We start from the raw sequence: 25,383 nt of genomic DNA on the forward strand, positions 1-25,383 counted from the left end.
GACGTCCACCGGCACCCCGAGGGAGACCCGCTGTGCGCAAGTTGCTGACGGCCTGCTTGGCCGCGTTGCTCGCCGTGCCCACCGCGGTGACGGCGGACGCGAAGCCGGCCCCGTGCTCCCGCGCCGACCTGCTGTTCTGCGAGGACTTCGAACGCGTGCCCACGGGCGGCGCGACCAGCCTCAAGTGGGGCGTGGACACCAAGGACGGCACGCTGACCGTGGAACGGCACGGGCGCAACAAGGTCCTGCACGCCCACACGGTCGGCAACGGCCGCGCGTTCCTGCGCGTGGACCACTTCTCGGCCCCCGGCAACAGCTTCCACGGCCGCGCCCGCATCCGCGTTGCCGCCTTCCCCACCGAACCCGACTGGGCGCACTACACCCTCGTCGAAACCACCGGCGACGGCCCGGAGATCATCCGCCCGTTGGGCGGCCAGTACGTGCCCACGCTCGACAAGGCGCTGTGGGGCGTCGGCGCGGACGGCGGCCCGACCGGCGACTGGACGAACTGGCGCGAATCCGCCCCGTCGCGCGCGGGCGTGTGGCAATGCGTGGAATGGCACATGGACGCGACCGACAACCGCGTCACCGTCTCCATCGACGGCCAACCCGAACCGGACCTGACGGTGTCCACGAAGGACCACGGCGGCAACCCGGTCGACTTCCTGTTCCCCCGGTTCGACGCGGTCAAGTTCGGCTGGCAGCTCTACCAGCCCAACTCCGGCACCTACGACGTGTGGCTGGACGACCTGGCCCTGTCCACCCGCCGCGTCGGCTGCTGAGACGTGTTCCGGGCCCGCCACAATCGCGACTCGCGCTCGTATTCGTTGATCAAGGGATATGTGCGGCAGAAATCGGCTGCACCGTTGACCGACCGGTGACGACCACTGGGCGACAAGCAGTCCCCATAGCGTGGAATCCGCCATCTCATGTCGGCGCGCGGCGCACAATCCCCGTCGTGTCGCAGGACCTCGTCGAAATGCTCGTGCCGTGTCGCGTGTGGCAGTTGGTCCACCCGGCGTTGCCCGAGTGGCCGAGACGGCGGCAGGGCGGCGGCACCGAGCCCAAGGACGACCGCGCCTCGTTGGCGGCGGTGGCTTTCGTGTTGGTCTCGGGGTGCTCCTGGCGGGAGGTGCCGCCCGTGTTCGGGATCTCGCGCGCCACCGCGCACCGCAGGTTCGTCCACTGGACGGAGGCGGGCGTGTGGGACGCGCTGGACGGCATCGCCGTGCCCGGGGACGGCTGGGACGCGGAGTTCCGCTGGCTCGACACCGTCCGCCGCGCCGCCCGGCGCCGCACCGCGCGGCCGGAGGCGGGCGGACGCGGGGCAGTTCGGCTCGACGGGTCGCGACGGTCCGGCACGGCCACGCGAGACACCGCCGGTGGTGATCGAATCCGCCCCGCCGGGACTCCCCTCCCGGCCGAGGGCAGGTCGACGGAGTTGAGGAGGGTGCTCGTGGGCGGCGACAAGACCGACGACGACTGATCCACGCGGGCGACGCCCGGCGTCGAGCCGGGCGTCGCCTACTTCAGGTCCAGCCGCACGCCGAAGCGGTGGCGGCCCGGCACGTCGGTGGCGGTCAGGGTGACCTGCGTGCGGCCCGTGTCGTTGGCCTTGACGATCAGGTCGTACCCGCGGTCGCCTTCCGCGAAGCCGATGGGCTCGGCGTAGGCGTCCTCCCCCTCGGGCAGCACGATCACGTAGCGGACCGCGTCGGCGGGCCGGGCGAAGCGCAGGAAGAAGTCGTCCGGTTGCCGTTTGCGGACCAGGGGTTCGCACATGCCGGGCCAGTCCAGGTCGATCACGAGCCGCAGCTCGTCGCCCGCCTTCACCGGGGAGGCCAGGTGCGCGATCACCTCCAGCCGGCCGTCGGCGAGCCACGTCTGCGTGGTGTCGCACCGCGGACCGGGGGTGGTCGCGCCGGACAGCGTGCGGACCCGGCAGGTCACCTTCGCCCGCTGCCGCTCGGGCTGGTTCCACGCCGGGCCGATCCGGAAGCGGACGAAGGGCGCGACGTCCGCCTCGACCCGCGCGCGGACGGCGACGGTCTCCGCCGCGCCGCCCCGGTCGTCGATCACGGTCACGTCGTCCCAGCTGAGGTAGTGCAGGGGCCCGCCGATCGCCTGCTGCACCAGCTCGCAGTACCGCGCGATCAGCCGCCGGTCCCGCAGCCGGTCGGCCTCGCCGCGCCGGCGGTGGGCCACCAGCGCGGCGAACGCGGCGAGCACGCCGATCCCCGCGACCACCACGGCCGCGGTCTTCGCGACCGGACCCCCGAACACGGCGCCGAGCACCGCGCCGACGGACAGCACGGTCAGCGACGCTTCGAGCAACCCCGCCAAGCCGGCCCGCAGCACCTGCGCCTCGAACCACGCCACCAGACCGCGCATGTGACGCCCTCCCCACCCCGCGCGATACCGCACGGGGTCGCCGCGCGGTATGCGGAAGCACAGATCGTGCAGTGACGGGCAGGTCGCGTCCATGCGCGCGTTGCATGACCATGCGAATCCGTTGAATTGCGGTTCGCCCAAGGCATTCCACGTCAGCGGGGAAGCATGGTGTTATGGGTTCCGTGATATGGGACCATTTTCGCGCGTGGTCCCGTGTGCTTCTCACGCAACCTTGAAGTGTGGCGGGGAATTTCGCCGGCGGGTACCTACCGGAAGCCCTATTCGCGCGGCGCGCCGGGGTGCGACGCTGCGGTGGTTCGACCGCACCCAGCCGGGCCGCCGCCCGCGTGGGGCCGGTGCGGTCGGCTTCCCCCTGCCTCACGAGGAGCATCGGATGAAGCACAGAACCCTGGGCGCGGCGGTCGCCCTCGCGACCCTCGCCTGGACGGGGGTCCTCGCGCCGACGGCCCAGGCCGACCCGAGCGCGGCGACCCTCGCGCCGGCAGGCCACGCCGCGCCGGCCGCGGCACCTTCCGCGCCGGCGGTCCAGGCCTCGCCCGCCGCAGCGCCGGCCCAGCCCGTCGCGCTCGCGCCGCCGAACGTGGACGTCGCCGCCGTGCAGGCGCACCTCACCCAGTTCAACGGCTTCGCCACCGCCAACGGCGGCCACCGGCGCGCGGGCAGCGCCGGGTACACGCAGTCGCTCGCGTACGTGAAGGGCAAGCTGCAAGCCGCCGGGTACACGGTCACCGAGCAGCGCTGCACCTCCTGCACCTACGTGTCGAACAACCTGATCGCCGACTGGCCCGGCGGCGACGCCAACCAGACCGTGGTGTTCGGGGCGCACCTCGACGGCGTGTCCGCCGGTCCGGGGATCAACGACAACGGCTCCGGGTCCGCGGTCCTGCTGGAGAACGCGCTCCAACTCGCCGCCCGCAACCCGTCGATGACCAAGCACGTCCGGTTCGCCTGGTGGACCGACGAGGAGCAGGGCCTCAACGGATCCCGGTTCTACGTCGGCCAGTTGACCTCCGCCCAGCGCACGGCCATCAAGGCGTACTACAACTTCGACATGGTCGGGTCGCGCAACGCGGGCTACTTCGTCAACAACATCTCCACCGCCGCCGCGGCCCCGCTGCGCGAGTACTGGACGTCGCTGGGCCTCGCGCCGGAGGAGAACGTCGAGGGCGCGGGCCGGTCCGACGACTACTCGTTCCAACAGGCGGGCATCCCCTCCTCCGGCTACGCCACGGGCGCGTCGGCCCGCAAGACCAACGCCCAGGCGGCGAAGTGGGGCGGCACGGCCGGCGCGGCCTACGACCCGTGCTACCACGCCCGCTGCGACACGACCGGCAACATCAACCCCACCGCGCTGGACCGCGCGGCCGACGGCGTCGCCCACACGATCTGGAAGCAGGCGGTCAACGAGAGCCCCGCCAACGACTTCTCGTTGTCGCTGTCGCCGTCGTCCGGTTCGGTGGCGGCCGGCGGTTCCACCACGTTCACCGTGACCACGTCCACCACGGCCGGGTCGCCGCAGACCGTCACCCTGTCGGCGACCGGCGCGCCCAGCGGTGTGGCGGTGACGTTCGACCCGGGCACGGTCCAGTCGGGTTCTTCCTCCACGGCAACGGTTTCCGTCCCGGCCTCGACGGCGTCGGGCACCTACTCGATCACCGTCACCGGGACCGGCACGACCGCCCGTTCGGCCACCTACGCGCTGACCGTCACGGGCGGCGGGCCGGGCGGCTGCGACGGCGTCCCGGCGTGGAGCGCGTCGGCGTCCTACGCGCCCGACGACGTGGTGTCGCACAACAACCACAAGTGGAAGTCCACCTGGTACTCGTCGGGCGCGGAACCCGGCGCGCCCGGCTCGTGGGCCGTCTGGCAGGACCAGGGCGCCTGCTGACCCGCGCCGGGGGCGGCACTCCAGCCGCCCCCGGCGTTCAGGTCACGACGAACACGCACCCCCTCCGGCCGGCGGCCGGCCCCGCCACCAGCCGCGGCACCAGCGAGTCGAGCAGCACCGCCTTGGACACCGAGGGCGGCACCACCAGGACCAACCCGTCCCCGCGGTCGGCCACCGCCAACCGCCACCACGTGGGCCGGCCGACCGGGATCTCCCCGACCGCCGCCGCGCCTAGGGCAGCGCCGGCGTCACCGACGTGATCCGCTCCACCCGGAACTGCCGATCGGCCTCCCGCAAGTGGCACCACGCCAGGAGGAACGGCCCGTCCCACCCCGCGGGCGTGATCGTGCGCTGCGAGGACTCGCCCTTCCCGTCCACGTACTCGATGCGCACGTCCGACCGGCCGTCGATGGCCCCCGCCAACAGCTCCACCGCCTGCTTCGACAACTTCCGGTTCCTGCGCCGCACGACCTGAGCCGTCGTCGGTTCACGCGCAGGCACCCCAGCCGAAGCAGCCGGAGCGACTGGCGCGACCGCGCGCCGTCGGACCACCACCCCACCCGACGCGGGGTCCTCCACCACCGAGAACCCCTGCGCCAGCAACAGCGGAACCGCCTCCGCCGACGCCATCCCGGTCCCCGCCACGGTCGGCGCCAACTCCACGAACCCCGGCACCCGCACCACCTCCGCGACGACCCCCTCCTCAGCCACCACGCAACACCCCACCTCCCGCACGCTGACCCGCCCCCGCCCACGCTCCCCCAACAACACCCGCAACGCCCACGGCAGGCCCCCGCCCGTCAGCCCTTCCAACGCGGCCGGCAACGACTCCGCCGTCCACCCGCGCGCGAACGCCGCCCGCACGCTCGCCCGGGTGAACCGCCACACCCGCGCCCCGTCCTCCACCCGGCTCTCCGCCGCGTCCGCCAGCACCCGCGCGGCCTCGACCGTCAACTGCCCGAACACCACGGCCGTCAGGTCGTCGGAGAACTCCACCTCGCACGGCATCGGCACCACCACCCCGGCCACCGCGCGCGCCAGCGCGTCCACGTCGTCGGCGGCCGGCAGCGCCTCCCCGCACACGCTCAGCGCGTCCCCGACGACCACCCCGACCATCTCCGCCTCACGAGCGACCTCGCCCACGTGCTCGTGCACCGCCGGGCAGAACCAGTGCGCTGCGGCGGCGATCCCGTCCACCGACCACCCGCCCCGCGCCGCCCGCAGCACCGCCCACCGCGCCGCCCGGGGGTGTGACGACTCGACCTTCGGCGCGGCCGGGACCCGCCGCGCCGTCGGGGCGTGCGGCATCCGGAACCAGGCCCACGCCAGCTCCGCCCACTGCCGCGCCGGCGTCGCCGCCCGCCACCGCTCGTACCGCGCGGTCACCCCGAACGCCGTCCCGTGCGACCCCAGCAACCCGGCCGCGAACACGAGGTCCAGCACCAGCACCAGGAAGTCGTCGTCCAGCCCGAGCGCCTCGCGCAGCCGCTGCCGCTCCTTGGCCCCCACCCCGCCACGCCGCAACGCCACGATCGGCTCGCCCGTGTCCAGCACCGCGTAGGCCGAACGCAACAGGTGCTGCACCGCGGACCGCAGCTCGCCGTCCGACCCGCCCCGCCCGCGCTCGACCGCCGGCCGCCCGGTCACCTCCACCGGTCCCGTCGCCCGCCGCCACCGGTCCACGACCGGCGGCACCAGCCGCACCACGTCGCCGGCCGGCCACGCCACCCCCACCCGCCGCAGCTCGCCCAAGGCCGACCGGACCGCCTCCCGGTCCCCGCCGGTCGCCGCCGCCACCGACTCGACCGTGGCCGAGGCCCCCAGCACCGCCGCCGCCCGTCCCGCGGCCACCGCGTCCCGGCTCACCAGCCGCAGCGCGGACAACGCCCCGCGCCCGCTCAACCACTCCGCCAGCTCCTCCGGCGCCGCGCCGACCGGCACGTCCGGCCGGAGCCGACGCACCTCGGCCAGGTCCGGCCGGTTCATCCGGTCGAGGTACGCCGCTAACGACCCGTCGCCCATACCGGTGATTCTGCAACGCGCCGCGAAGGGCTTGTGATCTACCGCACGACCATCCATGCTAGGCCGACCCTTGGGAGCGCTCCCAGACTCAACGAGGAGGAGCAGAGGACCGTGGACAAGCGAGGGACGAGACGCCGGACCGCCCTGGCCGGGCTGGCCGCCGCCGCGCTGGTCGCCGGCGCGTTCGCCGCGACGGCGACCGCCGGGACCGGCGAGCGCGACGGCCCGCCGCACCTGCCCCGGGGCACGGAGTTCTACGTGGACCCGGACTCCGGCGCGGCCCGGCAGGCCGCGATCTGGCGGCGGGAGGGCCGCGCCGCCGACGCCGACCTGATGGACGCGATGGCGTCCCACGGCCAGGCGATCTGGTTCACCACGGCCGGCGCGGACAAGGTGCGCGACGACGTGCGCCGGGTCGTGCGGGCGGCCAAGGCCCAGGACCGCGTGCCGGTGCTCGTGGCGTACTTCGTGCCCTACCGGGACTGCTCGCAGTGGTCGGCGGGCGGCGCGCGCAGCGAGCAGGAGTACAAGGAGTGGATCGACGCCTTCGCGCAGGGCATCGGTGACGAGAAGGCCGTGGTCGTGGTGGAGCCGGACGGCCTGGCGCTGCTGACCAGCGAACCGTGGTGCACCATCGGCCCGGACGAGGAACTGGTGCCGCAGCGGTACCGCGAGATCAACCACGCCGTGGACGCCCTCAAGCGCGGCAAGCACACCCGGGTCTACCTGGACGCGGGCCACTCGGCGTGGCAGGCGCTCAACGACTACGACGCCGGGTACGGCGAGCCCCGGCAGCAATCCGGCATCGTCAACCGCCTGCTGCGCGGCGGCGTGACCCGAGCCGACGGCTTCGCCCTGAACACCTCGAACTACCGCACCACCGAGGACCTGGTCCGTTACGGGACACGGGTTTCCCAGTGCATCCACCTGCGCGGGCAGGGCGCGACGAGCTGCCCGTCGGACGCGGAACTCGACGCGCTGCCGGTGCACAAGCCCGGCATGACCCACTTCGTCCTCGACACCAGCCGCAACGGCCGGGGCCACTACACCCCGGGTCCGGGCGAGACCGACTGGTGCAACCCGCCGGGCCGCGGCCTGGGCGAACGCCCGACCGCGAACACCGGCGTCCCGCTGGTGGACGCGTTCCTGTGGGTCAAGCGCCCGGGCGAGTCGGACGGCGAGTGCCAGGGCGGCCCGCCCGCCGGCCGGTGGTGGCCGGAGCAGGCCCTGGAACTGGCGAAGCTCGCCTCTCCCCCGCTGCGGTAGTCCTCCGGACGCGGGAAGGCCTCCCGGGTGGTGCGAGCGGAGTTCGCGCACACCCGGGGGGCCTGCCGGGCGCGGTTGGGCGTGTGCCGGAACGGGTATCGGCGGAGGAGTCGATCTCGGGGGAGGTTTCCGGTGGCGCGACGGACGTCCAACCGCAAGGCCGTGCTGATGGGGCTGCTCGCCGGCGCGATGTTCGGTGTGACCCAGGGGTTGTTGCGGGACAACGTGTGGGTCGGGTTGGTCATGGGGCTGTTCTTCGGCCTCGGCATGGGGCTCGCCATGCGGCACGTGTGGGGCTCCACGGCGTTGAACGGCCTGGACCGCCGCGAGCGCCGCGCCATCTCCCGCGCCATGCGCCGAGGTGAGCCGGTGGAGGACCCGCGGCTCGCCCGGCCGCTGGTGGACCAGGTGGACGCGTTCCTGGCGATGCCCTTCCCGGTGTGGGCGGTGCGGGTGCTGTTCGGGCTGCTCGCCGTGCTGGGCCTGGTGGTCGCCGTGCTGGAGTTCCGCGGCGGGGAGGGCGTCGGCGGTGGCGTGCTGCTCCTGGTGATCTCCCTCGCGATGCTCTTCGGCCTGCTCCCGTGGGTGTCCCGCCAACGCGCCCGGTTCCGGCAGTCGCAGGAGGCCACGTGGCGGCGGCACTCCGACGTCTCGACGACGGCTGACTGACCGCTGGCGCCGTGGTCGAGTCCCGGTCGCCGGCGGTGTGCCACCCGTCCCTACCGCGTCACAGTGGTCCGGACTTCGCGGAGGGTGGCGCATGGACGAGGTGGGGCAAGGTGTCGCGTTCATCGACGGGCGGTTCTGCCCGGTCGGGGAGGCGCGGATCTCCGTGCTGGACATGGCCCTGACCAAGGGCGACAGCACGTACGACGTCGTGCACGTGTGGAAGGGCCGGTTCTACCGGCTCGACCGCCACCTGGACCGGTTCCAGGCGGGCATGGCCGCCCTGCGGCTGGACCCCGGCCTCACCCGGCGGCAGATCGAGGACGTGCTGCACGAGTGCGTCGGCCGCGCCGGCCTGCGCGACGCGTACGTGTCGATGACCTGCACGCGCGGGCGCACGACGGTGCCGGGCAGCCGGGACATCCGGGCCGCGCGCAACGGGTTCTACGCCTTCGCGGTCCCGTTCGTGTGGATCACCACCCCGGAGCAGCAGGAGCACGGCGCGTCGCTGTGGATCAGCTCGCGCCCGCGCATCGCCCCCGAGAGCGTCGATCCGGCGGTCAAGAACTACCACTGGCTGGACATCCAGATGGCGCAGTTCGAGGCCTACGACCACAACGCGCAACTGGTCGTGCTGCGCGACCAGTCCGGCGGCATCACCGAAGGCGCGGGCTACAACGTCTTCGCCTTCGTGGACGACCGGTGGGTCACGCCGAAGAACGGCGTGCTGGGAGGCATCACCAGGCAGTCGGTGATCGAACTGCTCGCCGAGGACGGCGTCGCGCTGGAGGAAGGGCACTTGAGCGCGGACGCGGTGCTGCGCGCGACGGAAGTCGTCGTCACCTCGACCGCCGGCGGCGTCATGCCCGTCACGGAGGTCAACGGCCGGCCGGTGGGCTCGGGCCGCCCGGGCCCCCACACCCGACGCCTCCGCGACCGCTACTGGGCCCGCCACGAAGACGACCGGTGGTCAACGCCGGTCCGACCGAGGCCGGCAACGCAATTGCCAGAAGTATTCAACTAGCGCGTTCAGTCACGCCCGGTAAACGCTCGGAACACGTGCGTCACCAAATGCGGTTACCGCCTCAAAAGGTACGTCCACAACTGGTGAAGGCCCACGGACTCCGAATGGCCGCAGGCGGATATCGGCGTGGCCGAACTCCCGCAAAAATTGCTGCCCAACGGTGCTGATCAGGCGCATGACCTGCTCTGTTCGGGTGCTGTGCGGGCGGGCAGTCGTGCGCTGATACTGGGCGAATCGACGGCGCTCTTGGGGGAAGGCCGTCGCCCGTCCGCACTATCCAGGGGGTACATCCGTGGCGCATGGAACTGTCGATCCTCGATTGAGCACACCGCCGGCACAAAATGTGCCGACCCGCTTGCCGTCACTGACCGGCGCGCGTTTCGTCGCCGCCGGTCTCGTTTTCTTCTTCCACGCGACCCTGCTCTTCCCGTTCGTCTCGCCCGACGCGCAGGAGAACGCCGACACGCTGTTCATGCAGGGCGGCTTCACCGGGGTGACGTTCTTCTTCATGCTCAGCGGCTTCGTGCTCACCTGGTCGGTGCGGCCGGGCGACACCGCGCCGGCGTTCTGGCGCCGGCGGTTCTTCAAGATCTACCCCAACCACCTGCTCACGTTCGTGGCCGCGCTGGTCGTCCTGGGCCTGGTCACGGGGGCGACGCTGGACGCGGGGGACGGCGTGCTGAACGTCCTGCTGCTGCAGAGCTGGCACCCCGACCTCACCGTCCGCACCGGGTTCAACGTGGTCGCCTGGTCGCTGTCGTGCGAGGCGCTGTTCTACTTCGCCTTCCCGTTCCTGATCAAGCTGGTCGAGCGGGTCCGGCCGGAACGGCTGTGGCTCTGGACGACCCTCTCGGCCGCCTCCGTGCTCGCGCTGCCGAGCTTCGCCGCGCTGCTGCCCGAGGGGCAGCCGTTCCCGTTCGGCTACAGCGACCGGGAGCTGTGGTTCGTCTTCCACCTGCCGCCCACCCAGCTGCTGACGTTCGTCTTCGGCATGTTCCTGGCCAGGATCGTGCTGACCGGTCGGCCGCTGCCGCTCAAGCTCGGCGGGGCGGTCGGGTTGGCCGTCGGCGCGTACTTCGTCGCCTCGCTGTTCGGGCCGCTCTACCGGTTCAGCGCGGTCATGCTGGTCCCGCTCGGCCTGCTGGTGGCCGCCGCCGCGGTCGCCGACGTGGACCGGCAGCCGACGTTCCTCGGCAGCAAGCTCATGGTGTGGCTGGGTGACGTGTCGTTCGCCTTCTACATGTGGCACTACCTGGTGCTGGTCCTGGGTCAGCACTGGCTCGGCACGGGCCAGGACTGGAGCACCACGACCACGGTCGTCGTGATGCTCCTGCTGTTCGCGGTCACCCTGGTCCTGTCCTGGGCGACCTTCACGTTCGTGGAGCGGCCGATCATGAGGCGGTTCGCCACTTCACGCCGCAAGCGCGAACCGGTCCTGGCCGCCTAGCCGGACGGGGGCCGGTGTTCCCACCGGCCCCTCCGACTAACCGAAGACCTGGACCTCCGCCAGGGACAACGGCCGGTCCGAGCCGACCAGTTGGACCCGGACGTACCGCGCGGTGCGGTTGACCGGCAACGACAACGTCGTGCCGACCGCCGTGGCCTGGAAGTGCTTCCACACGCCCGGCTGCCCGGCGGTCACCTGCGGGTCGGTCGACGTGAACGGCGTGTCCGAGGCGAACACGTAGAACTGCCGCAACCGGTCGGCGCAACAATCCGTGCGGTTGGACAACTTCACCGTGCTCACCGCGTGCGAAGCGCCCAGATCGACCTGCCACCACGGGTTCGCGTCCAGCGGGCGGTCCGAGGTGTGCGTGACCGAACCGGCCCAGAAGTCACCGTTGGTGTTCCCGTCCACGGCCCGGCTCGCGACCGCCCCGGTGTGGTACGTGCTCGACTGGCCGGCCGCCGCGCGCAACGCGAGGTTGGCCGGGTCGAGCGTGCCGGTGGCGCGGTAGGTGCGGCCGGCGGTGGCGGCGAAGGTGACCCGGTCGCCGACCCGGGTGCCCGCGACCGGCTGCCCGGTGGCGGTGTCGATGAGCGTGTGCCGGCCGGTGAAGATGCCGTTGCGGACGGTCAGGGGACCCGAGCCGGCCGGTGTGACGGTGAAGTCGACGCCGCCCGCCGCCGTCCAGGACGCGTTGACGGTGACGTCGCCCCGGGCCTTGAGACCGGCGACCGAACCGCCGGTCCAGGCGCTGGGCTTCGCGGGCAGGACGTGGACGTCGCCGTTCTGGCTCTGCAGCAGCATTTCCGTCATGCCGGCGGTCGCGCCGAAGTTGCCGTCGATCTGGAACGGCGGGTGCGTGTCGAACAGGTTCGCCAACGTGGACGACTTGAGCTGTTCGGCGACCATCTTGTGGGCGTGGTCGCCGTCGAGCAGCCGCGCCCAGAAGTTGATCTTCCACGCCTTGCTCCAGCCGGTGCCGCCGTCGCCCCGGTCGAGCAGTGTGGCCTTCGCGGCCTCGCCGAACGCCGTGCCGGCGGTGATCCGGCGTCCGGGGTGCAGCGCGTAAAGGTGGGACACGTGCCGGTGCCGCGGTTCACCGGTGATGCCGTCGCTCTTCCACTCCTGCAACCGCCCGCCGCCGCCCACCCGCAGGCCGGGGTCCATCGCGTCGAGCTTGGCCTGCACGCGGGACCGGAAGTCGGCATCGACGCCGAGGGCTCGCGCGGCGGCGATGGTGTCGGTGAACAGTCCCCACACGATCTGCTGCGCCATCGCGCCGCCGGCGGTGAACGGGCCGTGCTCGGGCGAGTAGCTCGGTGTCGCGACCAGCCTGCCGTCGCGCGGGTCGGTGCGCAGGTTCGCCAGCCAGAACTCGCTCGCACCCTTGAGCAGCGGGTACGCCCGGTCGAGCAGGGCGGGGTCCCGGGTGAAGGTGGAGAGGTCGTAGACCTGGGAGGCCAGCCAGCCGTTCGCCTCGGGGAACCAGAACGCGGTGGCCCAGTCGTGCACGCCGGTGAAGCCGAACGGGTTGGTCTCGTTGTGCACGACCCACCCGGCGGTGCCGAACATGCCGGCCGCGGTGACCTGACCGGGCGCCTTGAGCGCCTCCACGAACCGCACGAACGGCTCCGCCGTCTCGCCGAGGTTGGTCTGCGCGGCGAGCCAGTAGTTCATCTGGACGTTGATGTTCGTGTGGTAGTCCGCCGACCAGGGCGGGGAGGTGGAGTTGTTCCACACGCCCTGGAGGTTCGCCGGGAGCGAGCCGGTCCGCGACGACGCGATGAGCAGGTAGCGGCCGTACTGGTAGAACAACGCCTCCAGCGCCCGGTCGTCCGGCGAGGAGCCACCGGTGTAGGCCGCGCGCAGGTCGTCGGTGGGCTTGTTCGGCATCACCTGGCCGATGTCCAGCCGCACGCGGTCGAACAGCGCCCTGTGGTCGGCGGTGTGGTTGGCGCGCAGGGTCGTGAAGGACCTGGCCGCCGCACTGTCCACTCTGGACTTGACGCGTGCGCTCGGGTCGGTTCCGCGGTAGTTGGGGTAGGTGTCGGCGTAGTTGGTGCCGGCACCGAGGACGAACATGGCGCTGTTCGCGCCGGACACCGTGATCGAGGACCCGTTGCCGGTCACGGTTCCGCCGTCGGTGACGACCTGGACCTGGGCCTCGAACACCATGCCGTTGTCGGCCAACGCGCCCCGGATCGTCAGCCGCCCGCCGGACGCGGTCGTGGTGAAGTCGCCGCGCGGAGAGGTGTAGCGGAGGGTGAACGACACCCGGCCCGGCTGGTTCGCGGCCAGCCGACCCACCACCACGCCGTCCGGGTGGCTGGCGAAGTACTCGCGGCTGTGCACGACGCCGTTGTCGGTGTAGCTCACCTTCGCGATGGCGTCGCCGATGTTCAGCTCGCGCCGGTACCCGGAGTGGGCGGTGCCGTGCCCGGCCATGTCCAGGCGCAGGTCGCCGAACGTCTGGTACGCGCCGAAGTTGGTCTTGGGCTGACCGAGCTTGCCCGCCACCCAGGACGGGTCGGCCGAGCCGTTCCGGTCGATGGCGGCGACGACCTCGTCCAGCGCGCCGGGCCGAGGGGAGGTCCAGTTGCCGGAGTCGTAACCGCCGACCGCGCCGGGACCGCCGGTCCACAGCGACTTCTCGTTGAACTGCAATTGCTCGGACGTGACGCCGCCGAACACCATCGCGCCCAGCGCGCCGTTGCCGATCGGCAGCGCCCGGCTCTCCCAGTCGGTGGCGGGCTCGTCGTACCACAGGGTGTTGCCGTCCGCGGCCTGCTGGGCGTGCGCGCGCGGCGGCCGTTCGGACAGCGCCGCGAGGCCGGCCGACACCAGGGCCAGCGCCACGAACGCCGCCGACGACTTCGCTAGCGGTCTACGCATGGACACCCTCCGTTGGGTGGGGTGATCGGATTCCGAGGCCCGGCCAGACCTCGGGCAGCATAGATCCGATGTATGCACGACCGATAGCCCTCAACGGTGGGTTGGCAACGAACCGACAGCGCCGAAACGTCCGATGTGAGGAGCAGACCCTCGCGGTCGGGCCCTCAGGCGGCGGCCCGGTCGGAGGTCAGGATCTCGCGCAACGCGGCCAGCCCCTTGGCCGCCTGGCTCTTGACCGTGCCCTCGGCGCACCCCAACCGTTCGGACGTCTCGGCCACGCTCAGGTCCGCGCAGTACCGCAACACCACGGCCGCGCGCTGGCCGGGCGGCAACCGCACCAGCGCGGCGCGCACGTCCAGCACGTCCTCGACCGCGGCCGGTGACACGCTCACCGGCGGCAACTCCTCGACCACGGTCTCGCGCTTGCGGAACGACCGCCGGGTCTCGTCCATCGTCGTGCGCAGCACCACTTTGCGGGCGTAGGCGTCCAGGTTCACCTCGCGGCCCAGGCGCGGCCAGGCCACGTAGAGCTTCGCCAGCGTGGTCTGCGTCAGGTCGTCCGCGAGGTGCCCGTCACCGCACAACCGGTAGGCGAAGCGGCGGATCATCGCGGCGCTGGCCGCCGCGTAGCGCTGGAACTCGTCCTCGGTCACACCTGTTTTCCGTCGCAGGGCCGCTTCGCGTCCCCGTGACCTCGGTCACACGCTGCGGAGCGCCTGGACCACCGCGACGGCCCGGTCGAGCAGGTCGATCGGGCAACCCCAGTAGTCGTAGATGCCGCCACGGGCGCGGTTGCTGCCGCAGACGACGAACACGCCCGTGCCCAGTTCGGCCTTCAACCTGGTGGCCAGCCACCCGACGAACCCGCTGTTGTCCACCTGGTCGGGGAAGTGGAACGAGAACACCCCGAACCGCTCCACACTCCCGCGGTCGTGGGTGAGCGGCGCCAACCGACTCCAACTGTCCCGATCCCGCACCACCGCGAGCGTCTCGCCGGTGATCTCCGGCGGCTGGTCGGCCGGGAACTCCTCGAACCCCCACACGCCGTCGTGCACGACCAGGTCGGCCTCGGCGATCACCCGACGCAACCGCCGCTCGGACTGCTCCGCCGTCTCCACGCTCACGCTGACCATTCCCCGCCCCCTTCCACCCGTCCCCCGTGGCAACTCCCCCACCCCACCGCCCATTCCCGTCCCGCCGCCTCGCCCTTGACCGCTTAACCGGTTAATCGCTACCGTCAGCACTCCGCCGCTCCCCCGGAAGGCCGCCACCTTCGAGAGGTAGGACGCAGTGCGCACAGCGATGATGCTGTCGGCCCTGCTGCTGGTAGCCACGGCACCGGCAGCGCAAGCCGCACCCCCACCCCGTCCGGTCGTCGATCTCCTTAACCGAATAAGTGGAACGGCGACGATCAGCGGGATGCACAACAAGGAGCCCAACTCCGACCCCACCCGCCACACCGCCAAGGTGCACGCGATCACCGGCCGGTACCCCGGCCTGTGGGGCGGCGACTTCCTGTTCGCCCAGGACGACGTCAACCACCGCCAGACGATGGTCGACCAGGCGAAAACCGAGTGGCGCAACGGTTCCCTGGTCACCCTGACCTGGCACGTCTGCCCGCCCACCCGGCCGACGGCGTGCGGCTGGGACGCCGGTGTGCAGGACGACCTCACCGACGCCCAGTGGACGCAGCTGATCACCAACGGCACCGCGCTCAACAACGCCTGGAAGTCGAGGTTGGACGAGATCGCGCCGTTCCTGCGCCAACTCCTCGACGCCGGCGTGCAGCCGCTGTTCCGCCCGCTGCACGAGATGAACGACGGCTGGTCGTGGTGGGGCGGCCGGCCGGGCGCGAACGGCAGCCGGCGGCTCTACCAGATCACGTACGACCACCTGGTCCGCGCCAGGGGCCTGACCGGCATGGCGTGGGTCTGGAACGTCAAGGACCTCGACCCCGCAGGCATCGCGGCCTACTACCCCGGCGCGGCGTACGCGGACGTGGTGTCCCTGGACGCGTGGAACAGCTTCTGGCCGTCCCAGACCTACTACACCACCCTGAAACAGATCGCCGCCGGCAAGCCCCTGGCCCTGGCCGAGGTGGGCCGCGTCCCGTCCCCGCAGGAACTGGCCGGCCAGCCGGACTGGACGTACTTCATGGCGTGGCCGGAGTTCTTCGACGACAAGCAACTCAACCCCGACACCGCCGTCCGCGCCACCTACCACCACCCCCGAGTGTTGAACCAGGGCGAACTGACCCCCAACCTGGCCCAGGACCGCCCAGCGCGGTCCACCGCCACCGAAAGCCCGGCCTACCCACCCACGAACGCGTTCGACGGCAAACGCGCTACGTAAAGCGCTACACCTTCCCACGCGCCACCCCATACGGCTGCTCCCCAAGGGAACTCGCCGTCCAGCAACCCACCCTCCGGCGGGCGCCCACCGCGGCGCCCGCCGGCCCCGCTTGTCCGCCCGGTCGTGCCGCCCTTCCGGGCAACCAGTGGATCAGATTCACCCGAAAGTCCACACCAACCCTTCCAGGTGATGCGACGGCCGGTGCGTGTATACGCGTGCGTGGCGGCTATCCGTGCGCAACGGGCGCTGGTCCGCCGGAAGAGGTCCGGCGCAAGCGCGTTCATCACGGATTTGGGGACAGGCTGTGAGGACCACGACTCTGCTTCGCACCGGCATCATCGTGCTGGCACTGTGGCAAGCGGGGCCCGCGCTGTGGGCCGTCGTGTCGCCTGAGGGGTTTTACTCGGGGTTCCCGACCCCCGACCACGCCTGGGTCAGCGCGCACCCGCCGTACAACGAACACCTGGTGCGCGACCTCGGCCTGGCGGCGCTGCAACTCGCCCCCGTGGCGGCGGTGTGCGTCAAGTGGCCGGAGCCGGTGTTCGTGCGCGCGGTCCTGATCGCCTCACTGGTGTTCAGCCTGCCCCACATGATCTACCACGAGACACACGCCGCCCACACCGAGGACCTGCTCTGGCAACGAGTAGCCCTGTGGCTCCCCATCCTCCTCGCGATCTCCCTCCTACCCCTGACCCGCGCCCGCAGGAGGAGCGCCGGCAGCTTCCCTAGTCGGACGAATCTCTGACCTGGATCGACTTCCACTCCAGCTCGGGCAGCGGGCCGCTGGTGATGTCGAGGTCCGTGCGGGCGTGGTTGTAGAAGGTGTTGCGTAGGCGCATCGCGGTTCGGTACGCCTCCGCGAACGACGACCGGTCGGGGTCGGCCTCGCGCAGGATCCGCTCCAGGCGCCACACCTGCTCGCTCCACGCCCGCGCCGCCGAGATCGTGTCCGGTTCGCCCAGCAGCAGGACGGTTTCCCACCTGGCGGCGCGCTCGGTCTCGGCTTCGGCGAGCGCGGCGAAGGTCGCGTCGAGGTCCACGGGTTGGCCGGTGGTCAGGAAACCCCTGGTCTCCGCGATCCGGCGGCACAGCCGGACCATGTGCTTCACCGACTCGGCGTACTCCGAATACGCGGCCAGGCGCTTGTCGTCCCACCTCGCCGACTGGGCCCGTCGCCACCGGGTTCGCTCGATCGTGTGAGTGGCGACGAAGGTGGCCGCCGAGCCGAGCAGGACGCCGGCGATGGTCAACACCTGTGCGACGATCGGGTTCACAGTTCGCAGCGTCCCGACACCGGGACCGCGGCTCAAGCGCCCATCTGCCCGACCCGAGCCGAACCACTAGGGCGCGTTCACCGACCGATTCGCGTGATCGGGTGTCATGCCGCGCACTTGTTGTCGGCGGGTGCGGTGGCGGCGCGGACTTCTCGGCTGATGGCGGCGCTGCGGACGAGGTCGGTGGTCTTCTCCAGGTCGGGGGTCAGGTAGCGGTCGTCGTCCAGGCGGGGCACGTGGCGGCGGACCAGGTCGTGGACGCGTCGGGTGCCCGCGCCCAGGGGCAGGCCGGTCATCTTCTCGGCGATGAGGTCGATGCCCTGGGCGGCCATCAAGACCTGCACCGCCAGGACCGTTTCGAGCCGGTCGAGGTTGTCGTGCAGGGCGCGCACCGAGGCCATGGCCATGGTGTTGTGGTCCTCCTGGCCGAACTTGGCCGGCCGGGACAGCGTGCCCGCCGGGGTGGCCAGCCGCTGCATCTCCGGCACCAGCGCGACGGCGACGCTCTGGACCTGCACCATGCCGGAGTTCAGGCCCACCTCCCCGCCCGCGAGGTTGGCGGGCAGGTGGTAGCTCCACTTGTCGGCCAACAGGCGCGCGGACAACTCCTGCGACAGCACCCCCAGGTCGGCGACCTGCGCGTTCAGGGCGTCGATCTCGTGGCCGAGCAGGGCGGCGTCCCAGTTGCCGCCCATCACGAACTCGTGCCCGCCGCCGGCCTTGGGGAAGACCAGGGGATTGGACGTCGACGCGTTGGCCTCGCGCTCGATGTGGCCACGCGCGTCGGCCAACCGCTGCCGCAACGCGCCGGTGATGTGCGGTGTCGCGCGCACGGACACCGCGTCCTGGACACGGGGGTGTTCCTCCCCCAGGCGCTTGCGGCCCTCCTCGGTCATCCACCCGGTGCCGCAGATCAGGGCCCGGACCGTCGCCGCCGCCCGCACCTCGGCCGGGATGCGCCGCTCGTCGTGGGTGCGGGCGTCGAACGCGCCCTGCTCGGCCCGCGTCGCCTCCAGGAACAGGGTGAACGCGCCGTCGAACGTGTCCGCCAGGCGTTCGGCCCGCACGGCCGCGTCGACGTAACGAGCGGTGAGCACGCTGCTGCCGCTGATCAACGGCAGCGCTTCCCCTTGCTCCAACGGGAAGTCCACCGGCAGTCCGGCCGCCGCGAGCACCTCGGGCGCGGGGGCCTCGCGGCCCTGGAAACGGGCGGGCGCGGGTTCGCCGGTGAGCACGAGCCCGGCGGCGGCCATGGGTTGCAGGTCGCCGGTGCCCAGGGAGCCGATCTCGGGCATGCGCGGCGTGACGCCGGCCCCGACCAGGGCCAGGACGCGGTCCACGACCTCCGGCCGGACACCCATCGTGCCGCGCGCCATCGTGTTGGCCCGCAACACCAGCGCCAACCGGGCCACCCGGTCGGACAGGGCCGGCCCGACACCGGCGGCGTGCGACCGCAGCACCCGGCGCTGGAACTCGACCCGGTCGGCCTCGGCCAGCGGCTGGTCCTTCAACGGTCCCAGCGCCTGGTTCCAGCCGTAGACCCGCTGCCCGGCGGCGATCGCGTCCAACGCGCCGTCGCGGGCCTCGACCATCTTCCGCCGCGCCTTCAGGTCCAGCCGCACAGTCAGCCGGTCGGCCTCCAGGACTTGCACCAGCCGGTCCCAGCCGAGCGAGTCACCGTCGAGCACCAGGTCCACCCGCCGCTCGGCGACCGCGAGCGGCGACACGGCACCGGTGCCGGCCATCGCGACCAAAGCGGCGGTGAACACCACGAGCAGCCGTCTCCACACCGGCTCATCGTGGCACCGCGACGCCCGGACGACCTCCGGCCGACCCACGAACCGCACCATCGGGTAAGCAACACCGTTCACGGTCGAGCGGCCGGCGGTGGAACGGCCACAAAGGAGAGTTATCCTCACCCGCCGGCACCATCACCATCGGGGGACTTCCAGTGAGACGTGCACTACCGCTCGTAGCTTTGCTCGCCGCCGCCTGCACCACGGCCGAACCGCAAGCGGCCACCCCCACCCCTCCGCCGGCAACGACGACGACGGTCACCACCTCCACCCCCGCGCCGGCGGAACTGGCGCCGCAACGCGTCCGCGCCGCCACCCTGCCCGCCGACGCCCTGGACCGCTTCGGCGTCCCCGAACCCGGCACCGACTCCAACGGCCAACGCATCCAGCTCCCCCTGCCGTGCGCCGAGCCGAAGACGACCGGCCAGCAGGTCTTCGGCTACCACGTCAACCACCACCGCGAGTGGAAGAACCGCGGCTTCCAGTTCGTCCACGTGGTCACGTGGTACCAGGACCGCACCGGCGCGGACGCCGTCGCCAAGACGCAGGACATGGCGCAGTCCTGCCGCGAGTACGTCTACTCGACCAGGGACACCGGCGACCACACCCTCAACGTCACCGCGCCGATCACCCTCCCCACCCCGCCGGGTGTCAGCGCCGCGTACACGTACTGCGAGGACAACGGCACCGTCCACGTGTGCTGGGCCCTGCTCGGCCACAAGGACCTGACGTCCACCCTGACCACCTTCGCCGCGACCCGAGAGCAAAGCCTGACCCTGCTCACCGAAATGCTCCCGGCCGCCGCCGACCTGCTCACCAAGGCCTAGCCCAACGGAGTTCCGCCGCGGGCCGTGACGACGTACCGCGACCAGGCGATTCCACCGCTCTGCAACCCCCGTGCAACGACCGACGCCGACGCTGGGCCGCGTGGGTGACGAGCGACGTGAGTTCCAGGCCGACCTGGCCGAGTTGGAGAGGGGCATCCGCGACGAGGTCGAACCGGCGGTGGAGCACTTCGCCAAGGTGCTCTCCGACGTCGAGACCGTCGAGGACGCCGACCCCGACCGGATGCTGGACAACTTCGCCGTCATGGCGGGTTACGTGCAGGCGGTCGGGGCGGTGCTGGAGGGGCAGCGGGCGGCGGTGGCGTCGTTGGAGGCGTTTCGCGAGGCGCTGAAGGACGTCGTCCGCACCTATCGCGTGGTGGACGAGGCGGGTGCCGACAGCCTCCGGGCACTGCGCCGGGACTGAGGGGGATCGTGGAGGATCACGAGTTCGACGCGACGTTCAACAGCGGCGACAACTGGCTGACCTTGGCCATGTTCGACCTCTGGGTCGGCTTTCTGACCAGCAAACTCCCCTGGGGGACGCTGGAAGCGACACAGCAGACCTTCCACGGCCTGCCGATGTCCGGGGTCGGCCGTGACGACTTCTACGCGGTGCCGGCCGCGCTGTGCCACCAGGACCTGGACATGATGGGCCGCGTCTACGAGACCGTCGCGGCCAACCGCCTGGCCCTCGACGACGGCATGGAGAAGTTCCAGGACGGCTGCAACACCATGTTCCGCAACTGGCGCGGCGAGGCGCAGGGGGCGTGCGCCACGTACGGCGGCGCGATCATGGACTTCGTCAACGAGCAGCGCGACGCCACCGCCGACCTGGCCGCCTCCGTCCTCGGCTGCGCCGGCGCGGTGAAGAAGGCGCGCGAGGACTGGCTCGCCCTGGCCGACGCGTTCGTGGGCGCGCTCAACCAGAAGGCCGCGCAGGATCGCGCCTCCGGCTGGAAGGTGGTCATCACCTCCCTGGCCACCATCACAGCCGCCGCGGTCACCGTCGTCAGCAGCGGTATGACCGCGTTCGCGGGGGCCTTGGCCGCCGTGGCGACCGACATCGCGGCCGAAGCCGCGAAGGAGTCGTTGGACGCCGAGAAGTACCAGGACATCGCCCAGAACTACCTCCGTGCGTCCCGCCAGGTCCTGGACCAGCTCGACGCCGCCAACATCGACGTCGAGCGCAAGTTGCGCGGCATCTCCAGCCGCGACCTCACACCACCGCCGCAACCGCTCGACATCGGCGCGTTCGACCGCAACCCCGGCGGCCAACTCACCCCGGAGCACCGGACCGACAACGTCGACCGCTGGCTGGACAAGAAGACCAAGCAGGCCCAGACCGAACAACCCCGGTCCCCCATCGCTTCGAGGTTGACGACATGAGCGCCGCCGACGAGTTCCGCCGCATGCACGAGGACGCCACGCGCCGGGACGCCGACAAGATCATCGACATGGTCCACGGCAGGGCCATGGACTCCCGCGGCCACGCCACCTCGCCCGACGGCACCGTGCGCGTCACGGTGGACCCGACCGGCGCGCTGCTCACCCTCGACCTCGGCCACGCGCACCGGGCCCTGGCCGACCGGATCGTCGAGACCGTGCGGACGGCGGTCCGCCGGGCCCGGGAGGAGGCTGACGGCCTGTATGCACCGCTGGTCGACCTGGGGCTCGTCGCCCGCTCGCCCGTCCCGCCGGCTCCGGCCGCCCCGGCCGCTCCGGCTCGTCCTCCGCTTCCCGACGAGGAGCCGCCGCCGACCTACCTGCGCGGCGCGGACTGGTGACGTGGCCGCGATCGTCTGCGCGCCGGCGCCCGAAGTCGATATACAGGACGGGTGGAGGGGATCGCCGGCGAGAGAGCAGAGGTGTCGGGTCAGCTCGCGGTGCTGGGCGAGGTGCGGGTGCACCTCGACGGGCGACCGGTCGACTCGGGCCCGGCGCGCCAGCGTTGCGTCCTGGCGGCTCTCGCGGTGGACCTCAACCACGTGGTGCCGGTCGAGCGGCTGATCCGGCGGGTGTGGGGCGACGAGCCGCCGCACACCGCGCGCACGACCCTCTCGACCTACGTCTCCCGCCTGCGCAAGGTGCTCCCGCCCGGGGTGGAGCTGGCCAACCGGTCGGGCGGCTACGTCGTGCAGGCCGATCCCGCCGCCGTCGACCTGCACCGCTTCCGGCGACTGACCGCGCTCGCCCGCGGCGGCGCGGACGAACGCGCCGTCCGGGTGCTGCGGGAGGCGCTGGACCTGTGGCGCGGCGAGGCCCTGACCGGCATCCCGGGTGACTGGGCGGCGGGCTACCGCGAGCTGCTGCGCCAGGAACGCCTGGCCGTCGAGGGCGACCTCACCGACGCGCTGTTGCGGCTGGGACGGGCCGAGGAGCTGCTGCCCGCGCTGGCCGCCCGCACCGCCGAACACCCGCTGGACGAGCGCCTCGCCGCCCAGTACATGCTCGCCCTGCACCTCGGCGGTCGCAGCGCCGACGCGCTCGACCACTACCGCCGCACCCGCGCGCTCCTGGTCGAGGAGCTGGGGACCGAGCCCGGTGAACGGCTGCGCCGGCGGCACCAGGAGGTCCTGTCCTCCGAAGCCCCGGCGGAACGGCCCAAGCCGCCGAACACCCTGCCCCGCGACCTGGACGACTTCACCGGCCGCGACGACGAGCTGCGCCGCCTGCTGGCCGGCGGGCACGTCACGGTGGTCGACGGGATGGCGGGCGTGGGCAAGACGGCGTTGGCGCTGCGCATGGCCCACCGGGTGGCGGCCCGCCACCCCGACGGGCGGCTGTTCCTGGACCTGCACGGCCACTCCCCCGGTCAGGCGCCGGTGGCGGCGGTGGACGCGTTGGAGAGCCTGCTGCGGCAGGCGGGCGTGGCCGGTGACGCCATCCCGCGCGGCCTGGACGACCGGGCCGCGCTGTGGCGGGCGTGGACGGCGGACCGGCGGGTGCTGGTGGTGCTGGACAACGCGGCCGACGCCGCGCAGGTCCGGCCGCTGCTGCCCGGTGGCGGCGGGTGCCGGGTCGTGGTGACCAGCCGGGACCGGTTGACCGGCCTGGAGGGCGTCGACCGGCTCTCGCTGGACGTGCTGCCCCTGGACCAGTCGGTCGCGCTGGTGGAACGCGTGCTGGGCAAGCCGGTGGACGAGGAGCCGGCGGCCGTGCACGAGGCGGCGCGGATGTGCGGGTTCCTGCCGCTGGCGCTGCGCATCGCGGCGACCAGGGCGCGGTCGCGGCCGTCGTGGACCATCGCGCACCTGGCCGAGCGGTTGGGCGACGAGCACGGGCGGCTGGCCGAGCTGCGGGCGGGCGACCGCGGCGTGGAGGCGGCGTTCTCGTTGTCCTACCGGCAGCTCGACGCGGCGCAGCGCCGGATGTTCCGCGGTCTCGGGGCCGCACCGGTCGTGGAGTTCGACCGGGGCACGGCCGCCGCCGTGGCCGCCGTCCCGGCCGCCGAGGCCGAGGTGCTGCTGGAGGGCCTGCACGACGCCAACCTGCTGCTGGAGCCGACGCCGGGCCGCTTCCGGTTCCACGACCTGCTGCGCCACCACGCCCGCGCGCTGGCCACCCGGGAGGACAGCGCCGAGGACCGCGACGCCGCCGCCGCGCGGCTCTGCGACTTCCTGCTGCACACCGCGGCCCGCGCCGCCGACGCGCTCGAACCCAGCCGCGTGCGCTTCCCGATCGCGGTGGCGCGGTTCGACCTGCCGGCGTTCCCGAGCTCCGCCGAGGCGATCGCGTGGCTCGAAATGGAGCACCGCAACCTGGTGGCCGCGGTCGGTGTCGCGTTCACGCGCGGGTGGTGGACCCGGTGCTGGCAGCTCGCGCAGACCCTGTGGCGCTTCTTCTTCGTGCGCGGCCACCTCCAGGACTGGGTCACCACCCACCAACAAGCCCTGACCGCCGCCGGACACGACGACAACCCGGCCGCGGAAGCCGAGATCCTGAAGAACCTGGGCCTGGCGCACTGGCGCAGCGGCGATTTCGACGCCGCCCTGGACCACCACTACCGCGCGTTGGTCCTCGACGTCCGCACCGCCGACGCGCACGGGGAAGCCAAGACGCACAACCACTTGGGCCTCATCCACTCGCGCATGGGCAACCACGACGACGCCGTGCGCCACCAGAAGTCGGCCGTGGCGTGCTACCGGCGTGCCGGCGACCGCACCGGCTTGGCGAGGGCGTACCTGGGTCTGGGCAACGCCCACTACCACGCGGGCGAGGCGGCGTTGAGCGTGCAGTGGTACACCTTCGCGACCGCCTTGTGCGCGCAGGAAGAAGACCACTGGGGACTGGCGCTTGCCTTGGTGGGCCACGGTTTCGCGTTGGGCTCGCACGGCCGCCCGTTGCTGTCGCAAGCGTTGGACCTGTCGGCCGTGATCGGCGACCGTTGGAGCGAATGCCTGGCCCTGTGCGGGATCGGCCGCTGCGACCACTTGGACGGCGACCCCGGGCGCGCCGCCGACACGCTCCGCCGGGCCGTGACCCTGGCCCGCACCACCGGCGACCGCTGGGGCCTGCGCCTGGCCCTGTCCACCCTGGGCGCGGTCCTGACGGACCTGTCCCTGGACGACGAGGCCGTGGCCGCCCACACCGAGGCCCTGGCCCTGGCCCGCGAACTCCACAACCCCGACCTGGTGGCCGAAACCACCGCCGCCCTGGCCCGCACCGCCGGTTGGTGACGCGAGTGGGAAGCCGCGTGGCGGGGCGCGGAGCGGGGTGATCCGGACCGCGCCGCGGGCGGAGCGCCGGACCCGACGCCGCCGACAGTCGTGCCGACGCCCCACTACCTTGTGATACCGTGTACTGGTACTCAGCGACACTAGGTACCAGGAGGGTCGCTTGGACGGCCTGACGGAGATGTTGAAGGGCACGCTCGAAGGCTGCGTGCTGGAGATCATCGGCAACGAGGAGACCTACGGGTACGCCATCACGCGCCGCCTGAACGAACTGGGCTTCACCGACGTGGTCGAGGGCACGGTCTACACGATCCTGCTCCGCCTGGAGAAGAACGGCCTGGTCGAGGTGACCAAACGACCGTCCGGCCAGGGCCCGCCGCGCAAGTTCTACGCCCTGAACGACAGCGGGCGCGAAGAGCTCGCCACGTTCTGGGCCAGGTGGGAGTTCATCACATCGAGGATCGACAAGCTGAAGGAGGGCGGACGGTGAGCTTCTGGGAAACCATCACCGGCAGCGACCTGACCAGGGAGTACAAGGCGTTCGAAGCCCGGGCCGCGGCCCTGCCGGCCGACCACCGGGCCGCCTGGGCGGAGATCAAGGGACACCTCTCCCCCTACGCGGACTTCACCGGCCGCAACCTGATGCCCATCCTCGACGGAGCCCTCGGCCTGCTCGAACAGGCGGCGGCCGACGGCCAGGACGTCCACGAGGTGCTGGGCGACGACATCGCGGGCTTCTGCGCGGCCCTGGCCGGCGGCGCGGGCGCCCGGACGTACCGCGACCGGTGGCGCGAGCAGTTGAACAGGAACGTCGCGAGGAAACTGAGCCGGCTGGGAGGCTGAC

At 72.1% G+C, this 25,383-nt stretch carries 24 protein-coding genes; 16 read left to right on the forward strand and 8 right to left on the reverse strand.

All coding sequences use genetic code 11. The features are described 5' to 3' along the window. The first annotated feature begins 32 nt into the window (after window positions 1-32). The gene (locus AB0A74_RS13275; RefSeq protein ID WP_358249063.1) at window positions 33-782 is read left to right on the forward strand and encodes a hypothetical protein; all 750 of its coding nucleotides are present in this window, start codon (window positions 33-35) and stop codon (window positions 780-782) included. A 176-nt stretch (window positions 783-958) separates the two neighbouring features. After that, a complete protein-coding gene (locus tag AB0A74_RS13280) occupies window positions 959-1,486 on the forward strand; it encodes a transposase (protein ID WP_358249065.1) in 528 nt (175 codons plus the stop codon). A gap of 38 nt (window positions 1,487-1,524) precedes the next feature. Here the strand turns inward: AB0A74_RS13280 and AB0A74_RS13285 are convergent, their stop codons facing one another. Further along, complete coding sequence (locus tag AB0A74_RS13285; RefSeq protein WP_358249066.1) at window positions 1,525-2,391, reverse strand: hypothetical protein; 867 nt, start codon at window positions 2,389-2,391, stop codon at window positions 1,525-1,527. 394 nt (window positions 2,392-2,785) lie between these two features. Here AB0A74_RS13285 and AB0A74_RS13290 point away from each other — a divergent pair, with 394 nt between their 5' ends. Next, entirely contained in the window at window positions 2,786-4,300 is a 1,515-nt protein-coding gene (locus tag AB0A74_RS13290; protein ID WP_358249068.1) for a M28 family peptidase, read from the forward strand. A gap of 37 nt (window positions 4,301-4,337) precedes the next feature. On the opposite strand, the gene AB0A74_RS13295 is transcribed toward AB0A74_RS13290, so the two are convergent. Next, window positions 4,338-4,475 carry a hypothetical protein gene (locus AB0A74_RS13295; RefSeq protein ID WP_358249070.1) on the reverse strand — a complete coding sequence of 46 codons (138 nt, stop codon included), beginning with the start codon at window positions 4,473-4,475 and terminating at the stop codon, window positions 4,338-4,340. 56 nt (window positions 4,476-4,531) lie between these two features. After that, window positions 4,532-6,322 carry a helicase-associated domain-containing protein gene (locus AB0A74_RS13300; RefSeq protein ID WP_358249071.1) on the reverse strand — a complete coding sequence of 597 codons (1,791 nt, stop codon included), beginning with the start codon at window positions 6,320-6,322 and terminating at the stop codon, window positions 4,532-4,534. Between the two features lie 111 nt (window positions 6,323-6,433). Here AB0A74_RS13300 and AB0A74_RS13305 point away from each other — a divergent pair, with 111 nt between their 5' ends. The 4 genes from AB0A74_RS13305 (at window position 6,434) to AB0A74_RS13320 (ending at window position 10,725) form a co-directional block, all read left to right on the forward strand. Beyond that, entirely contained in the window at window positions 6,434-7,588 is a 1,155-nt protein-coding gene (locus AB0A74_RS13305) for a glycoside hydrolase family 6 protein (protein ID WP_358249072.1), read from the forward strand. A gap of 132 nt (window positions 7,589-7,720) precedes the next feature. Then, the gene (locus AB0A74_RS13310) at window positions 7,721-8,257 is read left to right on the forward strand and encodes a hypothetical protein (protein ID WP_358249073.1); all 537 of its coding nucleotides are present in this window, start codon (window positions 7,721-7,723) and stop codon (window positions 8,255-8,257) included. A gap of 91 nt (window positions 8,258-8,348) precedes the next feature. Continuing rightward, entirely contained in the window at window positions 8,349-9,278 is a 930-nt protein-coding gene (locus tag AB0A74_RS13315; protein WP_358249074.1) for an aminotransferase class IV, read from the forward strand. Between the two features lie 355 nt (window positions 9,279-9,633). Next, a complete protein-coding gene (locus AB0A74_RS13320; RefSeq protein ID WP_358249075.1) occupies window positions 9,634-10,725 on the forward strand; it encodes an acyltransferase in 1,092 nt (363 codons plus the stop codon). Between the two features lie 36 nt (window positions 10,726-10,761). On the opposite strand, the gene AB0A74_RS13325 is transcribed toward AB0A74_RS13320, so the two are convergent. The 3 genes from AB0A74_RS13325 to AB0A74_RS13335 all read right to left on the reverse strand — a co-directional run bounded on the left by AB0A74_RS13325 (window position 10,762) and on the right by AB0A74_RS13335 (window position 14,741). Next, complete coding sequence (locus tag AB0A74_RS13325) at window positions 10,762-13,617, reverse strand: glycoside hydrolase N-terminal domain-containing protein (protein ID WP_358249076.1); 2,856 nt, start codon at window positions 13,615-13,617, stop codon at window positions 10,762-10,764. 164 nt (window positions 13,618-13,781) lie between these two features. Beyond that, window positions 13,782-14,270, reverse strand: a complete 489-nt coding sequence (locus AB0A74_RS13330) for a SigE family RNA polymerase sigma factor (protein WP_358249077.1) — start codon at window positions 14,268-14,270, stop codon at window positions 13,782-13,784. Between the two features lie 45 nt (window positions 14,271-14,315). Beyond that, a complete protein-coding gene (locus tag AB0A74_RS13335; protein WP_358249079.1) occupies window positions 14,316-14,741 on the reverse strand; it encodes a DUF6196 family protein in 426 nt (141 codons plus the stop codon). 181 nt (window positions 14,742-14,922) lie between these two features. Here AB0A74_RS13335 and AB0A74_RS13340 point away from each other — a divergent pair, with 181 nt between their 5' ends. Further along, complete coding sequence (locus AB0A74_RS13340) at window positions 14,923-15,969, forward strand: glycosyl hydrolase (protein ID WP_358249168.1); 1,047 nt, start codon at window positions 14,923-14,925, stop codon at window positions 15,967-15,969. A 304-nt stretch (window positions 15,970-16,273) separates the two neighbouring features. Further along, entirely contained in the window at window positions 16,274-16,714 is a 441-nt protein-coding gene (locus AB0A74_RS13345; protein WP_358249081.1) for a hypothetical protein, read from the forward strand. Here the strand turns inward: AB0A74_RS13345 and AB0A74_RS13350 are convergent. Beyond that, on the reverse strand, window positions 16,695-17,243 hold the full coding sequence (locus tag AB0A74_RS13350) for a hypothetical protein (protein WP_358249083.1): 549 nt from the start codon (window positions 17,241-17,243) through the stop codon (window positions 16,695-16,697). The genes AB0A74_RS13345 and AB0A74_RS13350 overlap by 20 nt on opposite strands. Before the next feature lie 104 nt (window positions 17,244-17,347). Then, on the reverse strand, window positions 17,348-19,033 hold the full coding sequence (locus tag AB0A74_RS13355; RefSeq protein ID WP_358249085.1) for an aromatic amino acid ammonia-lyase: 1,686 nt from the start codon (window positions 19,031-19,033) through the stop codon (window positions 17,348-17,350). Between the two features lie 188 nt (window positions 19,034-19,221). Here AB0A74_RS13355 and AB0A74_RS13360 point away from each other — a divergent pair, with 188 nt between their 5' ends. The 7 genes from AB0A74_RS13360 to AB0A74_RS13390 all read left to right on the forward strand — a co-directional run bounded on the left by AB0A74_RS13360 (window position 19,222) and on the right by AB0A74_RS13390 (window position 25,382). Continuing rightward, on the forward strand, window positions 19,222-19,866 hold the full coding sequence (locus AB0A74_RS13360) for a hypothetical protein (protein WP_358249086.1): 645 nt from the start codon (window positions 19,222-19,224) through the stop codon (window positions 19,864-19,866). Window positions 19,867-19,966: 100 nt separating this feature from the next. Further along, the gene (locus tag AB0A74_RS13365; protein ID WP_358249088.1) at window positions 19,967-20,290 is read left to right on the forward strand and encodes a hypothetical protein; all 324 of its coding nucleotides are present in this window, start codon (window positions 19,967-19,969) and stop codon (window positions 20,288-20,290) included. 8 nt (window positions 20,291-20,298) lie between these two features. After that, window positions 20,299-21,252 (forward strand): hypothetical protein, encoded by a 954-nt coding sequence (locus AB0A74_RS13370; protein WP_358249090.1) that lies wholly within the window; start codon window positions 20,299-20,301, stop codon window positions 21,250-21,252. Further along, window positions 21,249-21,650, forward strand: coding sequence for a YbaB/EbfC family nucleoid-associated protein (locus AB0A74_RS13375; protein WP_358249091.1), 402 nt, complete (start codon window positions 21,249-21,251; stop codon window positions 21,648-21,650). Before AB0A74_RS13370 ends, AB0A74_RS13375 begins: the two co-directional genes overlap by 4 nt. A gap of 51 nt (window positions 21,651-21,701) precedes the next feature. Continuing rightward, window positions 21,702-24,542 carry a BTAD domain-containing putative transcriptional regulator gene (locus tag AB0A74_RS13380; RefSeq protein WP_358249093.1) on the forward strand — a complete coding sequence of 947 codons (2,841 nt, stop codon included), beginning with the start codon at window positions 21,702-21,704 and terminating at the stop codon, window positions 24,540-24,542. Window positions 24,543-24,702: 160 nt separating this feature from the next. Continuing rightward, a complete protein-coding gene (locus AB0A74_RS13385) occupies window positions 24,703-25,029 on the forward strand; it encodes a PadR family transcriptional regulator (protein WP_358249095.1) in 327 nt (108 codons plus the stop codon). Continuing rightward, window positions 25,026-25,382 carry a DUF1048 domain-containing protein gene (locus tag AB0A74_RS13390; protein ID WP_358249096.1) on the forward strand — a complete coding sequence of 119 codons (357 nt, stop codon included), beginning with the start codon at window positions 25,026-25,028 and terminating at the stop codon, window positions 25,380-25,382. The genes AB0A74_RS13385 and AB0A74_RS13390 overlap by 4 nt, the downstream gene beginning before the upstream one ends. Window position 25,383: the final 1 nt, after the last annotated feature.

It is taken from the genome of Saccharothrix sp. NPDC042600, assembly GCF_040647305.1.
In the GTDB taxonomy this organism is placed as follows: domain Bacteria; phylum Actinomycetota; class Actinomycetes; order Mycobacteriales; family Pseudonocardiaceae; genus Actinosynnema; species Actinosynnema mutabilis.

Coding starts and splice junctions, on each gene's coding strand:
- AB0A74_RS13285 (WP_358249066.1), bottom strand. CDS start 2,391: ATGCGCGGTCTGGTGGCGTGGTTCGAGGCGCAGGTGCTGCGGGCCGGC.
- AB0A74_RS13290 (WP_358249068.1), top strand. CDS start 2,786: ATGAAGCACAGAACCCTGGGCGCGGCGGTCGCCCTCGCGACCCTCGCC.
- AB0A74_RS13300 (WP_358249071.1), bottom strand. CDS start 6,322: ATGGGCGACGGGTCGTTAGCGGCGTACCTCGACCGGATGAACCGGCCG.
- AB0A74_RS13315 (WP_358249074.1), top strand. CDS start 8,349: ATGGACGAGGTGGGGCAAGGTGTCGCGTTCATCGACGGGCGGTTCTGC.
- AB0A74_RS13325 (WP_358249076.1), bottom strand. CDS start 13,617: ATGCGTAGACCGCTAGCGAAGTCGTCGGCGGCGTTCGTGGCGCTGGCC.
- AB0A74_RS13340 (WP_358249168.1), top strand. CDS start 14,923: ATGCTGTCGGCCCTGCTGCTGGTAGCCACGGCACCGGCAGCGCAAGCC.
- AB0A74_RS13375 (WP_358249091.1), top strand. CDS start 21,249: ATGAGCGCCGCCGACGAGTTCCGCCGCATGCACGAGGACGCCACGCGC.